Here is a 21,245-nt window from a genome sequence, read left to right on the forward strand (position 1 = left end):
CCCGGCAGTAGTACCGAGCCCGCCGGGCCCACCCCCATCTCGTGCAAAGGACGATGGCATGAGCCACTACAAGAGCAATCTCCGCGATGTCGAGTTCAACCTCTTCGAGCTGTTCGACCGGAGCTCGGTGCTGGGCAGCGGGCCCTTCGCGGAGGTCGACACCGACACGGCCAAGAGCATCCTGGCGGAGGTCGAGCGCCTCGCCCGCGAGGATCTGGCCGACTCCTTCGCCGATGCCGACCGCAACCCGCCGGTCTACGACCCGGATGCCAAGACGGTCACCATGAATCCCGAGTTCGCCAAGAGCTACCAGGCCTGGATGGACTCGGAATGGTGGCGCCTGCAGCTGCCCGAGGAGCTCGGCGGCCAGCCCGCCCCCTCCTCGCTCATCTGGTCCCTCGGCGAGTTTATCCTCGGCTCCAACCCGCCCATCTGGATGTACGGCGCGGGCCCGGCCTTCGCCCGCATCGTGTGGGAGAACGGCACCGAGCGCGACCAGAAGATCGCCGAGCACATCATCGAACGCCGCTGGGGCACCACCATGGTGCTGACCGAGCCCGATGCCGGCTCGGACGTGGGCGCCGGCCGCACCAAGGCCTTCCCCAATGAGGACGGCACGTGGCGGATCGAGGGCGTCAAGCGCTTCATCACGTCGGCCGAGCACGACATGAGCGAGAACATCATGCACCTCGTCCTCGCACGCCCCCAGGGCGTCGAGGGCGTCGGCGGGCCGGGCACCAAGGGTCTCAGCCTGTTCCTCGTGCCCAAGCTGCACTTCGACCTCGAGACCGGTGAGCTCACCGGCGAGCGCAACGGCGCCTATGTGACCAATGTCGAGAAGAAGATGGGCATCAAGGTCTCCACCACCTGCGAGGTCACCTTCGGCGACGGCGAGCCCGCCACCGGCTGGCTGCTCGGCGAGGTCCACAACGGCATCGACCAGATGTTCCGCGTCATCGAGAACGCCCGCATGATGGTGGGCTCCAAGGCGATCGCCACGCTCTCGACCGGCTATCTCAACGCCCTCGAGTACGCCAAGGAGCGCGTGCAGGGCGCCGACCTGCTCGACCCGGCCAAGACGGCCCCTCGGGTCACCATCACCCACCATCCGGACGTGCGCCGGTCGCTCATGACGCAGAAGTCCTTCGCCGAAGGCCTGCGATCGCTGATGATCTACACCGGCACCTGGCAGGACGAGATCGCCGTCAAGAAGGCCGCCGGCGAGGACGCCGCTCTGGCCGAGTCGATCAACGACTTCCTGCTCCCGATCGTCAAGGGCTACGGCTCGGAGCGCTCCTGGGTGCTGCTGGGCACCGAGGCGCTGCAGACCTTCGGCGGATCGGGCTTCCTGCAGGACTACCCGATCGAGCAGTACGTCCGCGACGCCAAGATCGACACGCTCTACGAGGGCACCACCGCGATCCAGGGTCAGGACCTGTTCTTCCGCAAGATCGTCAAGGACAACGGCCAGGCGCTGACCTTCCTGAACAACGAGATCCAGTCCTTCATCGACAGCGAGGCGGGCAACGGCCGCCTCAAGGTCGAGCGTGGTCTGCTGGCCCAGGGGCTCGCAGACACCCAGGCGATCGTCGGGGCGATGTTCAACGACCTGATGGCCGCCAACCCGGCCGAGGAGACGGGCGATGCCCGCAATGTCTACAAGGTCGCCCTGAACACCACCCGCCTCGTCTACGTGCTCGGCGACCTGGTCGTCTCCTGGCTGCTGCTGCGCGGTGCCGAGGTGGCCTTGTCCCAGCTCGATGCCGGCGTGACGGGCACGGACCGCTCGTTCTACGAGGGCAAGGTCGCCGCCGCGTCCTGGTTCGCCAAGACCGTGCTGCCCAAGCTCACCGCGGAGCGCCAGCTCGCCGAATCCGTCGACCTCGACCTCATGGACCTCGACGAGTCCGTCTTCTGACCTGACGCGGATGTGATGACGGCCATGCGCCGGGGAGTTCTCCCCGGCGCATGGCCATCTCTATGGCAAGGTGGCGCAGTGAGGTCTCGCTGGTGGTACGTCGTCGCTGCCCTCGTGGCCGCCGTCGGATGGATCGTCGCGGTGGCCTTCACGGCCGGCACCTGGGACGAGCTGCGCGGCAGCACGGTCATCCCGTCCGGTCAGCCCTTCGATGCCGAGGGCCACGATGTCGCCGTCCTCACCGATCTCCCCCAGCCCGGTCGCGACATCGCCTGTGAGGCGGTCGGGCCCGGCGAGGAGCGCACCGAGATCTCGAGTGACTCGATCGTCGACGTCACGGTCACCACGGACGGAACCCGCTGGCATCTCATCGCCCTGATGGAGGACGGGCGCGCCGACATGACCGTCGAGTGCACGCCCGGGGACGAGCTCTCCGACAGCGCGAGCTACGGCTATGCGCTCGTCAACGACCTCGACGGACGCGACCTGATGGGTTCGTTGATCGCCTGGGTTTCCCTCACCGCGGGTATCGTCCTCGCCGCCGTCACCGCCTGGCGCCGCCGCGCCGCCTCCTGACCCATCGGTCTCCGCTGATCCGGTTCCCCGTTGAGCGGGGCGTTTGGACGGTGAAAAGCCCCGTTCGACCGTCCAAACGTTCCCCCTACTCGCTGCGCTCGTAGGAGCTGCCCCCACACTCAACGAGCTCGGGCGGCGCTCGTGACGGGCCGGCGAACGGCGATGCCCTAGGTTGAAGCCATGAGCCTGCGGACGTATGTCGACGCGTGGCGCCACTCGATGGGCGCGATCCTCGATCTCGAACTCCTCCCCGAGGATGCCGACCGCGTCACCGACCTGCCCGGATGGTCCGTGCGCGACATCCTGGCCCACCTCGTCCACCTCGAGGACGTCCTCGCCGACGGCACCGAGACCGCTGACACCGCCGGTCCCTCGACGGTGCCCCAGGACTACACGCAGGCCGGGGTCGATGCGCTGCACGATGTCGGCCTGCCCGACCTCCTGGTCCGTCTCCGCGAGCTCGTGGACCGGCGTGCCACCCAGCTGGCGGTGCTCCCCGACGACCCCGCCGCGCCCGCACCCAGCACGCCCGCGGGCGCGCCCTGGACCTGGGAGACGCTCCTGCGCAACCGGGTCATCGATGCCTGGATGCACGAGCAGGATCTGCGCCGCGCCCTCAACCGCAGTGGCAACCTCGACTCCCCCGGCGCGCAGGTGACCGTCCAGTCCTTCCAGGCGGCGCTGCCCTTCGTCATCGGCAAGCGAGCCAAGGCGCCGTCCGGTCATCCCGTGGCCGTCGTCGTGACGGGTCCCGTGCCCTTCGCGGCCACCGTCGTCGTCAACGACGACGGACGCGCGGCCATCGACGACGATGCGACCCCGGAGACGACGCTGACGATGTCGACGGAGGCGTTCATCGTCCTCGGCGGAGGCCGGCGCAAACCCGGGCAGGTGCCGGTCGAGGTCGACGGCGACACCGAACTGGCCCACCGTGTCCTCACCGGACTCGCGGTCACTCCCTGAGTCCCCGCGTAGTCTCGTGACCATGAGCGAGCGGTGGAGCACGACCGATATCGGCGATCTCTCCGGACAGACGGCGGTCATCACCGGCGTCACCGGAGGACTGGGGGCGCACACGGCCCTCGGCCTCGCCCGGCGGGGCGCGCGTCTCATCGTGACCGCCCGTGACACCCGCAAGGCCGAGGACGCCGTGCGCCGGCTGCGAGAGGAGGCTCCGGGCAGCGACATCTCGATCGTCGAGCTCGATCTCGCGAACCTCGCCCAGACCACCGCCGCCGCCCAGGATCTCGCCGCAGCCGAGCCGCGGATCGACATCCTGGTGAACAACGCCGGCGTCATGATCCCGCCCTTCGCCCGCACGCAGGACGGCTTCGAGCTCCAGATGGGGACGAATCACCTCGGCCACTTCGCCTGGACCGCCGGTCTCTGGCCGTCACTGCGCGATGGCGCCCGGGTCGTGACCGTCTCGTCCCTCGCGCACGCCAGCGCCCGGGGCATCGACCTGCGGACGCTGACCCCCGAAGGCTCCCCACGCCGTTACCGGCGGTGGAACGCCTACGCCGAGTCCAAGCTCGCGAACCTGCTGTTCGCGTGGGAGCTCGCGCGCCGGTCCGAAGCCGCGGGTCTTCCGGTGGTGAGCGTCGCGGCTCACCCCGGCTACGCCTCGACGAACCTGACCAAGTCCGGTCTCAACCTGCGGGGCAGGTCGCTGCCGGGCATCGCGATCCACCAGGTCACCGGCATCATCGGCCAGCCCGCGGCTCACGGCGCCCTGCCGCTGCTGCGCGCGGCGACGGATCCGACGCTGACGGGCGGCGACTACATCGGCCCGGACGGGTTCCAGCAGCTGCGCGGCCGCCACCCCCGCACGGTCGGTTCCACCCGGCTGGCTCGCGATCCGCGTCTCGCCGGTGCGCTCTGGTCCGCCTCACAGAGCGCGACCGGCGTCGTCTTCGACGTGACCTGAGCATCCGGCACGAGGACACATCCTTGTCGGACCGGCGACGAAGAATGTGCGTCGGCGGTCGTCATGGCAACCACAGGAGCACATCCTCCGCCGTCGCTCGCGAGCGGTCTCCGCTCACGTGTCCGGCCTGGTGATCGGTCGCCGCTTCTTCTCCACCGACCTCGACGCGTGGTGCACATTCGCGGGAGAGGGGACGGGAACGCGTTCCTCAGTCCCAGTCGCGGCCGGACCAGCGCTTCCACTGCTCGGGGTAGTCGGCGCGCAGGAAGTTGCGCGCCTTGTGGCGGTAGCGCCAGATCTGGATGAGGCCGATCCCCCACAGCACGTACTGGAAGCTCATCGCGAGCGTGAACGCCTCAGGCGTGTAGGTGCCCGAGGCGGGCGAGGCGAGATCGAGGATGACGCCGATCGCGACGACGAGGATCAGGCTCGCCGTGAAACCGCCCTGGTTGATGATCCCGGTCGCGCTCGCCAGCCGTTCGATCGGATTGGACGTGCGGCCCAGGTCGAACCCGATCATCGATGCCGGGCCGCCGACGCCCACCACAACCACGAGCAGGATCAACAGCCAGCTCGGCGCGCTGCCTGGCCAGAAGAGCACGAGGCTCCACGCCGCCATAATCGCCCAGACGATCGCCAGGACGAGGGACGACCGATGCCACTGATAAGCGCCCACGAACCACCCCAGCAGCGGCCCCGCCACGACGACCGCGACCACCATGATCGTCAGCAGCACATTGGCGAAGGCCTCACTGGTGTGCTCACCGCGCACGAAGAACGGGAAGCCCCACAGCAGTCCCAGACACGTCGAGCTGAACTGCGTGGTGAAGTGGCACCAGAAGCCGAGCCGGGTGCCTGGGTGGGCCCACGATGCCGCGAGGCTGGTGCGGATATTGGTCCAGGACAGCTCGACTCCGCGCACGCTGCGGCGCGCCGGCTCATCGCGCACGAGCACGAGGACCGCGACCGCCGCGACCACGCTCGTCGATGCCGCCACCAGGTAAGCCGAGGTCCAACCGATCGTCCCCAGAGCCCACGTCATCGGCGCCGCTGCCGCGATGGCACCGATCTGCCCGATGGGACCGGTGATCTGCGTGATGATCGGGATCCGTCGGGGCGAGAACCACGAATTGATCAGCCGCAGCACGCAGACGAAGGTCATCGCATCGCCGAGACCGACGAAGACACGGGCCACGATCGCCATCGGATAGGTGTCGGCCACCGCGAACCCCGCCTGCGCGAGGGCCAGCACGATCGTGCCGGTGAGCATCACCGCTCGCGGGCCGAAACGGTCGACGAGGAGGCCGACCGGGATCTGCATCGCCGCGTACACGAGCAACTGGAGCATGGTGAAGGTGGCCAGCTGCGCGGCCGAGATGTCGAACCGCTCCGAGGCGGCCAGTCCCGCGACCGCGAGCGACGAACGGTGGAAGACCGCCAGCAGATAGGTCGTGACGGCGACGCCCCAGACCACGAGAGCCGCGCGATAGCGAGGATCTCGAAAAGCCTGGTTCACCAAGGCATTCTACGAAGCCGGTCAGATCCCCGTGTCGCCGGCCGCAATACTGTGATCTCTATCACTTAACCGGGTATTCGACTGGCGTGAACCCCCGGACCTGACATAACGTCGGAAGACGATGAGCCCAGTTCTGACGCAGACCACGACCATCCGACCCATCACCGACGAGGACCTCGACACGATCGTCGAGATCAATCAGGACGCCCTCGAAGGCGTCGGTCCTCTCGACCGCGCCGCCACGGCAGCGCTCGTGGAGATGGCCGACGACGCACTCGTCATGACCGACGACGGCGATATCGCCGGCTTCGTCATCACCCTCCCTCCCGGGGTCGCCTACGACTCCACGCGGTATCGCTGGTTCGACGAGTACTTCGAGACCTCCGAGTACGTCTACCTCGACCGGATCGTCGTCTCGGCGGACCACCGCCGCAAGGGCGTCGCCTCCAAGCTCTACGACGCGATCGAGGGCGAGAAGCCGATCGGCCTGGAGGTCTACGACCACAATGACGCCTCCCTGGCCTTCCACTCCGGCCGCGGCTTCGAGGAAGTCGGCATGCTGGCCGAAGGCGGCCCGGTGAACATCATGATGGTGCGCCCCGGCGACTGAACATCCACCCACGGAAGGGGCGGGAGAGATTCTCTCCCGCCCCTTCCGCATGCCCGGCCGGCCGAACTGTGCCCGGCTGTCGAGTAGCCAAAGGCCGTAGCCGCGCTGGAGCGAGACCACATCGCGGTGGTGGTTTCGATACGCCGCTCGTTCCTCGCGGCTACTCAACCACCGAGTTCTCCCGACCCACGGTGGTCGAGTAGCCAAAGGTCGCTTCCATCGCGGCGATGCCCCTATTGCGATGGCTCCATGCGACCGACGCGTATCGAGACCACTGACACCAGGTGATCGCCTAGAACATCATCGCCCGGCTGGGGTCGCGCAGCAGGGACGCGACATCGGCCAGGAAGCGTGAGCCCTGCTCGCCGTCGACGACCCGGTGATCGAAGCTGCAGGCGAGCGTGGTGACCCACCGCGGCACGATGCGGTCCTCCTCGTCGACCCACGGCCGTCTCTCGACGGAACCGACCGCGAGGATGCCCGACTGACCGGGATTGAGGATCGGCGTGCCAGCGTCGACACCGAAGACGCCGACATTGGTGATCGTGAAGGTGCCGCCGGTCATCTGCTCGGGTTGCAGCGACCCCTCACGCGCGGTCCGCACGAGCGCGGCGATCTCCCGGGCGAGCTCGGGAAGGGGCAGCGCGTCGGCCTGCGGGACCACCGGCACGAGCAGCCCCCGGTCCGTCGCAGCGGCCACTCCGAGACCGACATGCGCGGGGAAGACGATCTCCCCGGCCTCGCCGTCCCATCTCGCGTGGAGATCGGGGGTGCGACGCAGGGCGAGACAGACCGCCTTCGCCACGAGAACCGTCGCGGTGACCTTGACGTCCGCGAAGGCCCGGTCGGCGCGCAGCCGGTCGAGCAGCTCCATCGTGGCGCTGACATCGACGGTGATCCACTCGGTGACGTGCGGGGCCGTGAAGGCCGATTCCACCATCGCCTCGGCCGTGCGCTTGCGCACCCCCGCGATCGGCACCCGGCGCTCCTCCGTGACACCGACAACCGCGGGCCTCTCGGCAGGAGCGGGAGCGGGCGTGCGTCGCAGCTCGTTCTCCACGTCGGCCCGGGTGACGATGCCGGAGGGGTCCGCGGGAGTGATCGCGCGCAGATCCACCCCGTGGTCTTTCGCGAACTTGCGCACCGGAGGCTTGGCGAGCGCGACCACCGACGCGGTGTACTCGGGCTCGGCAGACGGCACGGGCTCGGCGACCCGGCCGGCACGACGACGTCGCCGCCCGCCCACCTTCTCGTCCCGCGGTCCGTAGCCGACCAGCACCGCTGTGCGGGGCGCGGCCTCCTCCGCGGTGTCCGCCGTCTCGATCCGGACGATCGGCGCGCCCACGCGGACGGTGTCGCCCTCGGCGACCAGCAGGGCACCGACGGTCCCCGCGAAGGGACTCGGCAGCTCGACGATCGACTTGGCCGTCTCGATGTCGACCAGGACATCGTTGACCCGCACCTCGTCGCCCTCCGAGACGCGCCAAGTGACGATATCGGCCTCGGTCAGGCCCTCGCCCACATCGGGCAGGCAGAACTCCGGCATCAGAACCCCCTCGCGGTGTCGACGGCATCGAGCACGCGATCGACACTCGGCAGGAACTCCGATTCGATCCGGCTCGGCGGATACGGCAGGTCGTAGCCGGTCACTCGCTGCACCGGCGCCTCGAGCGAGTAGAAGCACTCCTCGGTGATCCGCGCGGAGAGCTCCGCGCCGAGGCCGAGGGTGCGCTGCGCCTCGTGCACCACGACGGCGCGTCCGGTGCGGCGCACCGAGGCGAACACCGGCCCGAGATCGAGCGGGGAGAGCGCCCGCAGGTCGATGACCTCCAGGTCGAGGCCCTCCTCGGCAGCCGCGGTCGCGGCGTCCAGGCAGGTCTTGACCATGGGACCGTAGGCGATGAGGGTCGCATCGGTGCCGGAGCGCCGCACGAGGGACGACCAGAGCTCCGCGCCCGCCGACCCCGTATCGACCTCGCCGGATTCCCAGTACCGGCGCTTGGGCTCCATGAACACCACCGGGTCATCCGAGGCGATGGCCTGCTGGATCATCCAGTAGGCATCGTGCGAGGTGGCGCAGGAGACGACCTTGAGCCCCGAGGTCAGCGCGAACTGCGCCTCGGGGCTGTCCGAGTGGTGTTCGACCGCGCCGATGCCGCCGCCGAAGGGGATGCGGATCACCATCGGGACGCGTATCCGGCCGGCGCTGCGGAAGTGCAGCCGCGCGACCTGAGCGACCAGCTGGTCGTAGGCCGGGTAGACGAATCCGTCGAACTGGATCTCGACGACCGGCCGATAGCCGCGCGTGGTGAGACCGACGGCGGTGCCCATGATCCCGGCCTCGCCGAGCGGGGTGTCCATGACCCGGTTGGCGCCGAAATCCTTCTGCAGGGCGTCGGTCACCCGGAAGACGCCGCCGAGCCGGCCGATATCCTCGCCCATCAGTACGACCTTGTCGTCGCGCTCCATCGCGGCCCGCAGTCCTGCGTTGATGGCCGCACCCAGCGTCATCGTGGTGGTCATCGGTCGCCTCCCTCGTCCGTGGCCTGCCAGGCGATGGCATCGTCGCGCTGGCGGGCTAGCTCCTCTGGCACGTCGGTGTACACGTGATCGAACAGGCCGACGAGGTCCGGCTCGGGCAGCCGGCCGCAGACCTCCCGCAGGTGCGCTCCAAGCTGGTCGGCCTCGGCCTCGACGGAGGCGAAGAAGGCCGCATCGCTGCCCTCACGCTGGAGGTGGATCCGTACGCGGTCGATCGGGTCCTTCGCGCGCCATGCCTCGGTCTCGGCGTCCTCGCGGTAGCGCGTCGGATCATCGGAGGTGGTGTGCGCGCCGACCCGGTACGTGACGGCCTCGATGAGGGTCGGACCGAATCCCTGGCGTGCGGCGTCGAGAGCCGCGCGGGTCACCGCGTAGCAGGCGAGCACGTCGTTGCCGTCGACCCGGACGCCCTCGAAGCCGAATCCGGCGGCGCGCTGAGCGATCGGCACGCGCGTCTGACGTTCCAAGGGCACGGAGATGGCGTACTGGTTGTTCTCGCAGAAGAAGACCACCGGAGCCTGATAGGAGGCCGCCCACACGAAGGCCTCGGCGACATCGCCCTGGCTCGTGGCACCGTCGCCGAGATAGGCGATGGCCGCGGTGTCCCGCTCAGCATCACCATGACCCACCGCCCCGTCGAGCAGCAGACCCATCGCGTACCCGGTGGCATGCAGGGTCTGGGCGCCGATGATGATCTGCGGGAGCGCGTAGCGATACTCCTGCGGATCCCAGCCACCGAGCTCGGTGCCCCGGAACACGCCGAGGAGGAGGGCCGGATCGATCCCGCGACAGTAGGCCACGCCGTGCTGGCGATAGGTGGGGAAGACGAAGTCCTGGCCGCGCAGTGCGCGCCCCGAGCCGATCTGCGCCGCCTCCTGGCCGAGCGCCGGGGGCCAGAGTCCGAGTTCGCCGTGGCGTTGCAGGGCGAAGGCCTCGGTGTCGATGCGCCGGGCGAGGACGAGGTCGCGGTACCAGCCTTCGAGTTGGGCGTGGTCGACCTCGAGCGGATAACGCGGGTCGTGGCGGCGCGTGCCATCGGGGGCGAGCAGCTGCACGAGATCGTGCTCGCCGTCGAGCGCGCCGGGTTGCGGGGTCATCGGCAGGGTCATGCGATCCTCCAATCGCCGCCCGGCGGGGTGCCGCCGGCGGTGTCTGGGGCGCTGATTCCAGGGGTGGCGGAATCGGGTGCGCCACGATGTGATGGTGCTCACATCGTGAGATCAGCGTAGCCGCCTCACCGCCGCGATGCCAGCCTCCGTGGGCGAGCGGCGGAGGTCGCCTTCATCGCGGCGATGTCCTGAGCAGGACGACCCGATACGCCGCCCCTCCCCTGGCGGGAGGTACCCCAGCGGCTACTCGATCGCGCGGTGCCACCCCTCGATCCTGTCGAGGAACTCGCGGTTGACGGCCGGATCGCCGAGCGTGACGCGGACCCCCTCCCCCGCGAACGGGCGCACGGAGACGGGCCAGGCGTGCTCGGCGAAGGTCACGGCATCGTCCCCGAGCGGGAGCCACAGGAAGTTGGTGTGCGACTCGGGAATCGCCCAGCCTCCGGCCCGCAGCGTCGCGGCCATCGCATCGCGTTCGGCGACCACCGCTTCGACGCGTTCGTCGAGCTCGTCGAGCTCGTCCAGGGACGCCGCGACCGCGGCGATCGCGAGGTCGCTGACGGCGAACGGCGGAGTCGCCGTGCGCACGACCGCGGCGACCTCCGGATGCGCCACGAGATAGCCGACGCGTAACCCGGCAAGCCCGTAGGCCTTGGAGAAGGTGCGGAGGACCACGACATTGTCGTGACGTGCGAGGGAGTCCAGGCCGGAGGCGGCATCGAGATCACGCACGAACTCGACATAGGCCTCGTCGATCACCACCAGGACGCTCGACGGCACCCCCGCCAGGAAGGCGTCCAGCTCCCGGCGCGCGACGACGGGACCCGTCGGATTGTTGGGTGTGCACACCAGCACCACGCGGGTGCGCCCGGTGACAGCGGCCGCCATCGCCGGCAGATCGTGCGTGGCATCGGGCCGAAGCGGGACGGGAACCGGCGTGGCGCCCGCGAGCTCGATGCCGATCGGATAGGCCTCGAAACTGCGCCACGCGTAGACGACCTCGTCGCCGGGATCGCAGTAGGCGGAGAGCAGCGTGAAGAGGGCGCCGACCGAGCCCGTGCCGGCCGCGAGACGCTCCTCCTCCACCCCAAGATGGGCCGCGATCGCCGCGTAGAGCCGGCCCATCCCGGCATCGGGGTAGCGGTTCATCCGGCCCAGCTCGCGGGTGGCGGCGGAGAGGACATTCGGCAGCGGCGGGAACGGGTTCTCGTTGCTCGACAGCTTGTGCGCATCGTCGGGCGCCGGCCGCCCCGCACGGTAGGCAGGAAGCCGCTCGAAGACGGCGCGCGGTCTCGGAACGGTGGACATGGCGCCACCCTAGTGACCCTGCGAGGATGTGCCGGTGTCATCACGTCCCGCCGTCATCGGCTACGCCCTCGTGGTCACCGCTGCCGTCACCTTCGGCGTGAACGCCGGCGTCTCCCGCATCCCCGTGCAGGCCGGACTCCCGATCGACACCTACACGACCTTCCGCCTCACCTGCGCCGCACTCGTCTTCATCGCCCTGGCCCTCGTCTTCGACCGCTCCGCGTTCCGGGTGCCGCGCGGCCGCGCGGCGGTGCTGATGGCGGCCCTCGCGATCGTCGGGGTGCTGGGCGTGCAGGCGGCCTACAACGTCACCATCAACCGCCTCCCCCTCGGCATCGCGCTGCTGCTGGAGTACCTGGCCCCCGCGCTCGTCGTGCTGTGGGTGCGCTTCGTGCGGCGCGAACCCGTGCACCCGCGGCTCTATCCGGCCATCGCCGTCTCGCTCGTCGGGCTGGCGCTCGTGGGCCAGGTGTGGGACGGGCTGACGATCGAGACCGTCGGCCTGCTCGTCGGCCTCCTGTCGGCCGTGTGCCTGGCGAGCTACTTCCTCATCGGCGAGGCCCTGACGGCGGCTGAGGGAGGCTCGAGTCCGCTGCACGTGGTGGTGTGGTCCTTCGGTCTCGCGGCGGTCGTCTCCAATCTGTATGAACCGGCGTGGAATGCCATCGACGTGCTCGGGGAGGAGTCGACGCTGCTCGGCCGGCTCGACCATCTCACGGCACCGGCGTGGGTGGCGATGATCTACATCGTGCTGCTCGGCACCGTCACGCCGTTCTTCCTCTATCTCGCGGCGATGCAGTACATCCCGAGCACCCGTGCCTCGGTGGTCGCGATGCTCGAGCCCGTGGTCGCGCTCGTGACGGGCTGGCTCTGGTACGCCGAGGTGCTCAGCCTCGCGCAGTCGATCGGCGTGTTCGTGGTGCTCACCGGAGTCGTGGTCGCGCAGACCGCACGACTCGCCGCCCCGGAGGAGCTCCCGCCCCCGACCTGACCAGCTCGGCCCGGCGGCGGTACGCCATCAACCCCACGCCCGTGGTGGCGGTACGTCATCAACCCCACCGCGCCCGCATAACGTTGACCAGCTACCACCACCCGCGAGGTGACGTTGACCAGCTACCCCCACTCCCGAGGTGACGTTCGCCAGCCCTACCTCCACCGGTGGCGGTACGTCATCAACCCCACCGCGCCCGCATAACGTTGACCAGCTACCGCCACCCGCGAGGTGACGTTGATCAGCTACCGCCACCCGCGACGTGAGGTTGATGACGCACCGCCACCGACCTCGGCGCGCCGATGACGCGATCGAGCGGCCCGAGGTTCGCCCTGGGACAATGGGCTCATGGCACGCTTCATCTCCACCTGGTTCGCGAGCAGTCTCGCGCTGGCCTTCGCCGCGCTGCTGCTCGGCGATCACATGAACATCGGCGACCCCGGCGAGACCACCGCCAACCGCGTCCTCGCGCTGGCGATCGTCGGCCTGGTGTTCACCATCGTGAACATGCTGCTCGGCCCGATCGTCAAACTGCTCTCGCTGCCGTTCATCATCCTGACCCTCGGACTGCTGCTCGTGGTCATCAATGCCCTGCTGCTGATGCTGACCGAATGGATCACCGGCCAGTTCGCGATCGAGTTCTTCGTCGACGGATTCTGGTGGGCGGTGCTCGCCTCGATCGTCATCTCGATCGCACAGACCGTCGTCAACGCCATCATCGGGGAGTGACCCGGTGACCTATCGCATCGCCGTGGTCTGCCTGGGCAATATCTGCCGCTCCCCGATGGCACACGTCGTCCTGGAGAAGAAGCTCGAGGAGGCCGGGGTGGACGATGTCGAGATCGTCTCGTCCGGCACCGGGGGCTGGCACACCGGCGACCCCATGGACCCGCGAGCGGCGGACCGGCTCACCCAGGCCGGGTACGACGCCTCGCGGCACGTCGCCCGCAAGTTCACCACCGACTGGTACGCCGAGAACGATCTCCTCCTCGCGATGGACGAGAGCAACTACGCCGACATGGCCGAGCTCGCCCCCACCGTCGCCGACACCGAACGGCTGCGCATGTTCCGCAGCTTCGACCCGCAGGCGACGGAGCAGGACATCGAGGTGCCCGATCCGTGGTTCGGCGGCGAGGAGGGGTTCGTGGAGGTCCTCGCCATGATCGAGCGCACCAGCGACGCCCTCGTCGCCGAGATTCCGGCGCTGATCGCTTCGCGACAGAGCTGATACGGGTCCTCCGGTAACGTCGGGGGTATGGCGAGGATGGCAGGAACGGCAGCGCGGGCAGAGGCACTGCTGGGAACCGCCGTCGTCTCCACCACCCCGGTCGCGGGCGGCGACATCTGCACCGCCACCCGGCTTCGCCTCACCGACGGCCGCGGCGCGATCATCAAGACGCGTCCGCAGGCCCCCGAGGGAATGTTCCGGCGCGAGGCCGAAGGACTGCGCTGGCTCGGCGAGGCGGGCGGCGTCCCCACTCCCGAGGTCCTCGGCGTCGACGACGACTGCCTCGTGATCGCCTGGATCGAACCGGGCAAGCCCTCGCAGGAGCTGGCAGAGCAGTTCGGCAGGGCGCTCGCCACGACCCACGCCGCTGGTGCACCCACCTTCGGCGCGGAGCGTGACGGATATATCGGCGTCGCGCCGCTGCCCAACCGCCCGCTGCCGACGTGGGAGGAGTTCTACGCGTCCCGCCGCGTCATGCCCTATGTGCGCGCCGCCGTCGACCGTGGCCATCTGACCTCGGGCGAGGCGTCCACGATCGAGGCCGCGATGCGCAAGATCCATTCCTTCTCCGGCCCGGCAGAGCCCCCGGCGCGCCTTCACGGTGACCTGTGGTCGGGCAATGTGGTGTGGGGTGCCGAGGGTGCCGTCTGGGTGATCGACCCGGCGGCCCACGGCGGACACCGTGAGACCGATCTCGCGATGCTGGCGCTGTTCGGGGCACCTCACCTCCAGCGCATCCTCGAGGCCTACGACGAGGCAGCACCGCTCGCCGAGGGATGGCGGGACCGGGTCGCGCTGCACCAGCTGCATCCGCTGCTCGTGCACACGCTGCTCTTCGGTGGCTCCTACGGCGCCCGCGCCGCCGGTGCCGCCCAGAGCCTCCTCGACGGCCCGTCGACCTGAGCACCCACCCGCCCACCTCGCGGTAGTCCATCAACCTCTCCCTCGGCACGGCGGTAACTGGTCAACCCCTCGAGTGCGTGATGAGGTTGATGACCTACCGCGACCGGTGTCGTGAGGTTGATGACGTACCGCCACCGGCCTGAGGTCGACCACCGAAGGTAGGGTTTCGGGCAGATGCGGGCAGGGCTGACATCCTGGGCCGGTGACCTCTTCCCCGCGACGGATCGTCATGGACTTCGACGGCGTGTTCACCACCACGGACTCGACCGCCGCGTGGCTGGTGCCGCGGCTGCGTGCCCGACCATTACTGCTGGCACGTGCCGCCCCATGGCTCGCGGGATTCGCCCTGACATCGCGAACGCCGACGGCTCGGACTCGCGTCACCCGGCACCTGATGGATATCGCCTTCTCCGGTCAGCCGGCCGATGAGCTCATCGCCGAGCTGTGCGAGTTCGGCTCCGCCCTCGCCGACGATCCCTCGATGACACGCCCCGCGGCGGTGGAGGAGGCACGCTCCCTCATCGCTCAGGGCCATGAGGTGACGATCGTCTCCGCCGGGATGACGCCGCTGATCGAGGCGTGGGCGCGGGCCCTGGACCTGCCCGTCCGCGTGTGCGCCTCGGTCGTCTCCGGTCATCGAGGCCGCCTGCGATGGGACGACCACTGCTTCGGCGAGCGCAAGGTCGCCCGTCTCGCCGCCCTGGGCTGGCGGAAGTGGGACCTCGTCTACAGCGACTCCGCGCATGATCTGCCGATGATGCGCGGCGCCGACGCGGTCGTGCTCGTCGACGGCGACGACGCGCTCCTCGGCCGCCTCGGCCGGGCCCTGCCGGGGACGCCGGTTCGAGCCGCCCGCTGGTGACGCTTGACACGGGCGTGACCGTTCCTCCACACTATCGGGCAGTAACGGTTAACTTCGGGAAATTACGGGCATGTTTCGGTTTCCCGGGGAGGAGTGAACGTGGCGATCCTCGCCATCGATCAGGGCACGTCCAGCACGAAGGCGATCGTCGTCGAGGGGGACGAGGTGCTGGCGGTCGCCGAGCGCCGGGTGCGGCCGGAATACCGCGCCGGAGGCGTCGTCGAACAGGATCCGGAGGCGCTGTGGCAGAGCGTGCTGACGAGCGGACGCGACGCCGTCGCCAAGGCCGGCGCCACGATCGCGGCCGTCTCACTGGCGAACCAGGGCGAGACGGTGCTGGCCTGGGACCGGTCGACCGGTGAGCCCCTGACCCCGGCCCTCGTCTGGCAGGACCGGCAGTCCGAGCCGGTCTGCGCCGGCCTCACCGATCACGCCGACCTGATCCACGAGCGCACGGGGCTGCTCCTCGACCCCTACTTCTCCGCCCCCAAGATGACCTGGCTGCGGCGCGAGGTGACCCGCCAAGGTGTCGTCACCACGAGCGACACGTGGCTGGTGCACCGGCTGACCGGTGAGTTCGTGACCGACACCTCCACCGCGAGCAGATCCCTCATCCTCGACCTCGCCCGCGTCGACTGGGATCCCGAGCTCCTGGAGCTGTTCGGCCTGGGCGACGAGGAGCTGCCCGCCCTCGTGCCGAGCGACGCGATCGTCGGCACCACGAGCGCGTTCGGCGGTGACATCCCCGTGGGCGGGCTCATCGTCGACCAGCAGGCCGCGCTGCTCGCCGAGGGATGCATCCAGCCCGGAACGGCCAAGTGCACCTACGGCACGGGCGCCTTCCTGCTGGCCAACCGCGGCTCCGATCCCTCGCCGCATCCCGGGGGCCTGGCCACATCGGTCGCCTGGACCGTGCGCGGCGACACCACCTACTGCGCCGACGGACAGGTCTACACGGCGGCCTCCGCGGTCCGGTGGATGAGCGACCTCGGCCTCATCGACTCCGCCGCCGAGCTCGACACGATCGCCGCGGAGGACTCCGGCGGTGTCCTCTGCTCCCCCGCCTTCGCCGGTCTCGCGGCGCCCTGGTGGCGCTCGGACGTCGGCGCCTCACTGCACGGCATGAGCCTGTCGACCGGACGCGGTGAGATCGTGCGCGCGGTGCTCGAGGGCATCGCGGCGCACGTCGCCGAGATGATCGACCTGGGCGAGGCCCCCGAACGCCTCCGCGTCGACGGCGGTCTCACCCGCAGCGCCACGCTCATGCAGGCGCAGGCCGATCTGTCCCAGGTGCCGGTCGATGTCTTCGGCTCCGAGCACGCCACCGCCCTCGGTGCCGTCGCCACCGCGCGCCTCGCCCTCGACGACTCCCTGAGCCTCGACGACGCGCTCGTCGGATGGTCGCCGGCCCGCACCTACGAACCCCGCTGGACGGCCGCGCAGGCCGCCGGCTTCCGGGCGCGCTGGCGCGCCGCGGTGGAATCCGGCCTCACCGGGAAGGACGTCTCATGAGCGAGCGCAGCGAGCGATCAATGCGCAGCATCGACGGGGTGTACGACGTCGCCATCGTCGGCGCCGGCGTGGTCGGCACGGCCATCGCCCGCGCGCTGAGCCGCTACGAGCTGGACATCGCGGTCGTCGATGCGGCCCACGATGTCGGTGAGGGGACGAGCAAGGCGAACACCGCGATCCTGCACACCGGCTTCGATGCCAAGCCCGGAACCCTCGAGTCCCGGCTAGTCAGTCGGGGCTACACGCTGCTGGGCGACTACGCCGAGCGGACGGGCATCCCGATGGAACGCACCGGCGCCCTGCTCGTCGCCTGGACCGACGAGGAGCTGGCGAACCTGCCCTCGCTGCGCGAGAAGGCCGAGCAGAACGGCTACGACGCCTGCGAGATCATCGACGCCGATGCGGTCTACGCGGCGCTTCCCCATCTGGGCCCCGGGGCGCTCGGCGGACTGACGGTGCCCGGCGAGACGATCATCTGTCCGTGGACTCCGTCGATCGCCTACGCCACCGAGGCCGTCGACAACGGGGCCGCCCTCCTCCTCGGCCGGGAGGTCACCGGTGTCACCGTCGGCGACGACGCCACCGTGGTGCACACCAGCCGCGGAGACATCACGACCCGCTGGCTCATCAACGCCGCCGGTCTCGGCGCGGACGTGCTGGACCGCGCCCTCGGCTTCGACCGCTTCACCGTCACGCCGCGACGCGGCGAGCTGCTCGTCTTCGACAAGCTCGCGCGTCCGCTGGTCGACAAGATCGTCCTGCCCGTCCCGAGCAAGCTCGGCAAGGGCGTTCTGGTGAGCCCGACCGTCTACGGCAACGTCATGCTCGGTCCGACCGCGGAGGACCTGCACGACAAGACCGCCACCGGCACCTCCGAGAACGGCTTCGCCTTCCTGCACGAGAAGGGCGAGCGGCTCATGCCGACGCTCTTCGAGGAGGAGGTCACGACCGCCTATGCCGGTCTGCGCGCCGCGATCGACCACGGCGACTATCTGATCGAGCCCGATCCGGAACAGCGCTATCTGCTCGTCGGCGGCATCCGATCCACCGGCCTGACCGCCTCGATGGCGATCGCGGAACACGTCGAGGGACTGTTGAGCGATGCCGGTGTCGAGCTGCGCCGGCGTTCCTCGCTCGCCGACCCCCCGCAGATGCCGAATATCGGCGAGGCGCGGCCCCGTCCCTACGAGCGCGACGAGGTCATCCGCCGCGATCCGGCCTATGGCGAGCTCGTGTGCTTCTGCGAGCGGGTGAGCTTCGGCGAGATCCGCGACGCCCTCTGCGCGACGGTGCCGGCCGTGGACCGCTCCGGCGTCAGCCGCCGCACCCGCGCCACGAACGGCCGGTGTCAGGGCTTCTACTGCGGTGCCGCCGTGGACGCCACGATCGAGGAGATGGTCCGATGAGCAGCGAACGTCGAGCCGATGTCGTCGTCATCGGCGGCGGCCCCTCGGGACTGAGCGCCGCCACGGCTCTGCGCCGTCAGGGCGTCGATCGCGTCCTCGTAGTGGAGCGGGAACGCGAGGCCGGCGGCATCCCCCGGCATTCGGACCATCTCGGCTACGGCATCCGCGATCGTCGCCGGTTCATCAGCGGCCCGGTCTACGCACGCCGACTGGTCACCGAGACCGCCGACGCGGGCGCGGAGATCCTCACCGGCACGATGGCGACCTCCTGGCGCGACGAGCGATCGCTGTACCTGACGAGCCCCCGCGGCCGCGAGATCGTGTCCGCCGAGGCCATCGTCGTGGCGACCGGTGCGCGCGAGCGGCCCCGATCCGCACGGATGATCCCCGGCTCGCGTCCGGCCGGCGTCTACACCACCGGTGAGCTGCAGAACCGCGTCCACCTGCACCACGGCACGGTCGGCAAGCGAGCGGTGATCGTCGGGGGTGAGCTGGTCTCGTGGTCGGCCGCGATGACCCTCAAGGAGGCCGGCTGCGTGCCCGCCGCGATGGTCACCCACTACGACAGCCCCGAGTCCTATGGTGTGTTCAACCTGGGCGGGCGACTCCTGTTCCGGCCCGATCTCGTGACGGGACACCGCGTCACACAGGTCCTGGGACGGCGGCGCGTCGAGGGGGTCGAGGTCGAGGACCTCGCGACCGGCGACCGGCGCGTGCTCGACTGCGACACGGTCGTGTTCACCGGCGACTGGATCCCGGACCACGAGCTCGTGCGCTCGGCCGGTATCGAGCTGGCACCCGACACCAAGGGGCCGCTGGTCGATGCCGCGGGCCGCACCCGCCGCGAGGGCGTCTTCGCCGCCGGCAATGTCGTGCATCCGGTCGACACCGCGGACATCGCGGCCCTCGGCGGCACGCACGTCGCGGACGCCGTGCTGCGCTATCTCGGCGGGACGACGGCCGGAGCCGGCGGCGTGCGGCTCCTCGGCGACGCGTCCTTCCGATGGGTCTCCCCCGGCTTGATCGACCTGTCCGCGGGCATCCCCGCCCGCGGACGCATCGAGACCTGGGTCAACGATCTCGTGCGCGTGCCGCGCGTGACGGTCACCCAAGGGGACAGCGTCGTCACCCGTCGCCGTCTCCCCTGGCCGGCATCCCCGGGCCGGGTCTTCAGGATCCCGTGGGACGTCCTGAACGGCATCGCGCCGAACGGCGGCGACGTCCGCCTCCACCTCTCGTGAGACAAGGAACACCGATGAGCAATGAACACCTCGGGACGGATGCGCCCGCCGGACACTACGAGCAGACGCTCGCCAAGGATCTGAGTCCCTTCACGCTGTTCGCCGTCGCCTTCGGCTTCGTGTCGATCGCGACGGGCATCTTCACGGCCTACGGATCGGTCCTCGCGACCTCCGGGCCGCTCGGCATCTGGACGTGGCCGATCGTGGTCATCGGCCAGCTCGCCGTGGCGCTGGTCTTCGGGGCCTTGGCCGCACGCGTGCCGGTCACCGGATACGCCTACCAATGGGTCTCGCGCCTGGCCAACCCGGTGCTGGGCTGGATCATGGGCTGGATCTCGTTCACCTTCCTCGGCGTGGTCGTGGTGGCCGTCGACTACACGATCGCCTCGACGATCCTGCCGGTGCTGTTCGGTTACGTGGGCACGCAGGCGAATGCCTGGATCATCACCGCCGTCGTCATCACCCTGCAGGCCGCCCTCGTCTCGCTGTCCACGCGGGCGACGCAGCGGGTCAACAACGGCGCGGTCACCATCCAGCTGATCGGCATGATCGGGCTGGTCGTCCTGCTCTTCGCCGTCGGCTTCACCACCGGCCAGTTCGACTGGAGCACACTGTTCAGCCGCGGTGACGTGCCCGCTGAGGGCTACTTCTCCCTGGGCGGTCTCACCGAGGCCGGTCCGTGGGCGATGGGCTTCCTGCTCGGTGCCTTCACGATCGTCGGCTTCGAGTCGGCCGCGAATCTCGCCGAGGAGACCCGCGATCCCGCGCACGTCGTGCCGAAGGCGATGTACCGGGCGGTCCTCACCCTGGGCATCATCGGCTTCCTGTTCCTCATCGCGGTGACCGGCCTGGCCGGCGATCCGGTGGCCCTCGCCGGGTCGGCGACGCCCATCGCCGACATCATCCAGGGCGTGCTCGGGTCCTTCCTGGGCAAGGCGCTGCTGGTCCTGGTGGTCATCTCGATCTTCTCCTGCGGCCTGGTCATCACGCTGAGCGGCTCGCGCCTCATCTGGGCGATGTCGCGCGATGAGCGGTTCCCCGGCTGGCAGGCCTTCCACCGCATCTCGCGGTCGCGCGGCACCCCCATGAACGCGACCTTCATGATGTTCGCGGTCGGCCAGACCGTGCTCGCGGTGTTCGCCTTCTCCACCGACGCGCTGTTCGCGCTGTTCTCGGCGGCCACGCTGCTGCCGGCGATCATCTACGCGTCCACCGTCGCGCTGTACATCGTCAAGCGCAAGCACCTGCCGCCGACGCGGGGCTTCAGCCTCGGACGCTGGGAGACCCCGGTCCTCGTGGTCGCGGTCGTCTGGCTCGTGTGGGAGCTGCTGATCTTCCGCGACGCCTCGTTCGCCAACTCCTGGGCCTACGTCGGCGTCATGGTGCTCATCGGCGCCGTCTACTTCGCCTATCTGCTCATCCGCAAGGGCGTCTCCGGGCTCACCATGCCCGACATGGAGTCGATCGACGCGGTGCTCGATGCCGAGCCCACGGAGCACTAGTGTTCTGGGCAGCTGGTCTCGATACGCTCACTCGCTAGCGCTCCCTCGCGCTCGGTGGTCGAGTAGGGCGGAGCGCTAGCGGAGCCCGTATCGAG

19 protein-coding genes are annotated in these 21,245 nt (G+C 69.7%); 14 read left to right on the forward strand and 5 right to left on the reverse strand.

Features of this window, described 5'->3' with window-relative positions; all coding sequences use genetic code 11:
• Positions 1–58 precede the first annotated feature (58 nt).
• The 4 genes from JL108_RS03220 (at position 59) to JL108_RS03235 (ending at position 4,421) form a co-directional block, all read left to right on the forward strand.
• Positions 59–1,918: an acyl-CoA dehydrogenase gene (locus tag JL108_RS03220; RefSeq protein WP_205196971.1), complete on the forward strand. Its 1,860-nt coding sequence runs from the start codon at positions 59–61 to the stop codon at positions 1,916–1,918.
• A gap of 78 nt (positions 1,919–1,996) precedes the next feature.
• Complete coding sequence (locus JL108_RS03225; protein WP_205196973.1) at positions 1,997–2,494, forward strand: hypothetical protein; 498 nt, start codon at positions 1,997–1,999, stop codon at positions 2,492–2,494.
• 180 nt (positions 2,495–2,674) lie between these two features.
• Entirely contained in the window at positions 2,675–3,457 is a 783-nt protein-coding gene (locus tag JL108_RS03230) for a maleylpyruvate isomerase family mycothiol-dependent enzyme (RefSeq protein ID WP_205196975.1), read from the forward strand.
• Between the two features lie 22 nt (positions 3,458–3,479).
• Positions 3,480–4,421 carry an oxidoreductase gene (locus JL108_RS03235; RefSeq protein ID WP_205196976.1) on the forward strand — a complete coding sequence of 314 codons (942 nt, stop codon included), beginning with the start codon at positions 3,480–3,482 and terminating at the stop codon, positions 4,419–4,421.
• Between the two features lie 208 nt (positions 4,422–4,629).
• Here the strand turns inward: JL108_RS03235 and JL108_RS03240 are convergent, their stop codons facing one another.
• Positions 4,630–5,937 carry an MFS transporter gene (locus JL108_RS03240; RefSeq protein WP_307837171.1) on the reverse strand — a complete coding sequence of 436 codons (1,308 nt, stop codon included), beginning with the start codon at positions 5,935–5,937 and terminating at the stop codon, positions 4,630–4,632.
• Positions 5,938–6,058: 121 nt separating this feature from the next.
• On the opposite strand from JL108_RS03240, the gene JL108_RS03245 reads away from it, so the two are divergent.
• Complete coding sequence (locus tag JL108_RS03245; RefSeq protein WP_205196978.1) at positions 6,059–6,547, forward strand: GNAT family N-acetyltransferase; 489 nt, start codon at positions 6,059–6,061, stop codon at positions 6,545–6,547.
• Between the two features lie 292 nt (positions 6,548–6,839).
• Here the strand turns inward: JL108_RS03245 and JL108_RS03250 are convergent, their stop codons facing one another.
• The 4 genes from JL108_RS03250 to JL108_RS03265 form a co-directional block, all read right to left on the reverse strand.
• Complete coding sequence (locus tag JL108_RS03250) at positions 6,840–8,093, reverse strand: dihydrolipoamide acetyltransferase family protein (protein ID WP_205196980.1); 1,254 nt, start codon at positions 8,091–8,093, stop codon at positions 6,840–6,842.
• A complete protein-coding gene (locus JL108_RS03255; protein ID WP_205196982.1) occupies positions 8,093–9,070 on the reverse strand; it encodes an alpha-ketoacid dehydrogenase subunit beta in 978 nt (325 codons plus the stop codon). The genes JL108_RS03250 and JL108_RS03255 overlap by 1 nt, the downstream gene beginning before the upstream one ends.
• Positions 9,067–10,197: a pyruvate dehydrogenase (acetyl-transferring) E1 component subunit alpha gene (gene pdhA, locus JL108_RS03260; protein ID WP_205196984.1), complete on the reverse strand. Its 1,131-nt coding sequence runs from the start codon at positions 10,195–10,197 to the stop codon at positions 9,067–9,069. Before pdhA ends, JL108_RS03255 begins: the two co-directional genes overlap by 4 nt.
• A 243-nt stretch (positions 10,198–10,440) precedes the next feature.
• Positions 10,441–11,505 (reverse strand): histidinol-phosphate transaminase, encoded by a 1,065-nt coding sequence (locus tag JL108_RS03265; protein ID WP_205196986.1) that lies wholly within the window; start codon positions 11,503–11,505, stop codon positions 10,441–10,443.
• Between the two features lie 34 nt (positions 11,506–11,539).
• On the opposite strand from JL108_RS03265, the gene JL108_RS20395 reads away from it, so the two are divergent.
• The 9 genes from JL108_RS20395 (at position 11,540) to JL108_RS03310 (ending at position 21,150) form a co-directional block, all read left to right on the forward strand.
• On the forward strand, positions 11,540–12,496 hold the full coding sequence (locus JL108_RS20395; RefSeq protein WP_205196988.1) for a DMT family transporter: 957 nt from the start codon (positions 11,540–11,542) through the stop codon (positions 12,494–12,496).
• Between the two features lie 348 nt (positions 12,497–12,844).
• A complete protein-coding gene (locus tag JL108_RS03275) occupies positions 12,845–13,225 on the forward strand; it encodes a phage holin family protein (RefSeq protein ID WP_205196990.1) in 381 nt (126 codons plus the stop codon).
• Positions 13,226–13,229: 4 nt separating this feature from the next.
• Complete coding sequence (locus JL108_RS03280) at positions 13,230–13,724, forward strand: low molecular weight protein-tyrosine-phosphatase (protein WP_307837172.1); 495 nt, start codon at positions 13,230–13,232, stop codon at positions 13,722–13,724.
• Positions 13,725–13,751: 27 nt separating this feature from the next.
• Complete coding sequence (locus JL108_RS03285) at positions 13,752–14,627, forward strand: fructosamine kinase family protein (RefSeq protein ID WP_205196992.1); 876 nt, start codon at positions 13,752–13,754, stop codon at positions 14,625–14,627.
• 202 nt (positions 14,628–14,829) lie between these two features.
• The gene (locus tag JL108_RS03290) at positions 14,830–15,489 is read left to right on the forward strand and encodes an HAD family hydrolase (protein WP_205196994.1); all 660 of its coding nucleotides are present in this window, start codon (positions 14,830–14,832) and stop codon (positions 15,487–15,489) included.
• 99 nt (positions 15,490–15,588) lie between these two features.
• A complete protein-coding gene (locus JL108_RS20400) occupies positions 15,589–17,001 on the forward strand; it encodes an FGGY family carbohydrate kinase (RefSeq protein WP_205196996.1) in 1,413 nt (470 codons plus the stop codon).
• Entirely contained in the window at positions 16,998–18,407 is a 1,410-nt protein-coding gene (locus tag JL108_RS03300) for an NAD(P)/FAD-dependent oxidoreductase (RefSeq protein WP_205196998.1), read from the forward strand. The genes JL108_RS20400 and JL108_RS03300 overlap by 4 nt, the downstream gene beginning before the upstream one ends.
• Entirely contained in the window at positions 18,404–19,648 is a 1,245-nt protein-coding gene (locus JL108_RS03305) for an NAD(P)/FAD-dependent oxidoreductase (RefSeq protein ID WP_205197000.1), read from the forward strand. The genes JL108_RS03300 and JL108_RS03305 overlap by 4 nt, the downstream gene beginning before the upstream one ends.
• Positions 19,649–19,662: 14 nt before the next feature.
• Positions 19,663–21,150 (forward strand): APC family permease, encoded by a 1,488-nt coding sequence (locus tag JL108_RS03310; RefSeq protein ID WP_205197002.1) that lies wholly within the window; start codon positions 19,663–19,665, stop codon positions 21,148–21,150.
• Positions 21,151–21,245: the final 95 nt, after the last annotated feature.

It is taken from the genome of Aeromicrobium sp. YIM 150415, from assembly GCF_016918125.1.
GTDB lineage: Bacteria > Actinomycetota > Actinomycetes > Propionibacteriales > Nocardioidaceae > Aeromicrobium > Aeromicrobium piscarium.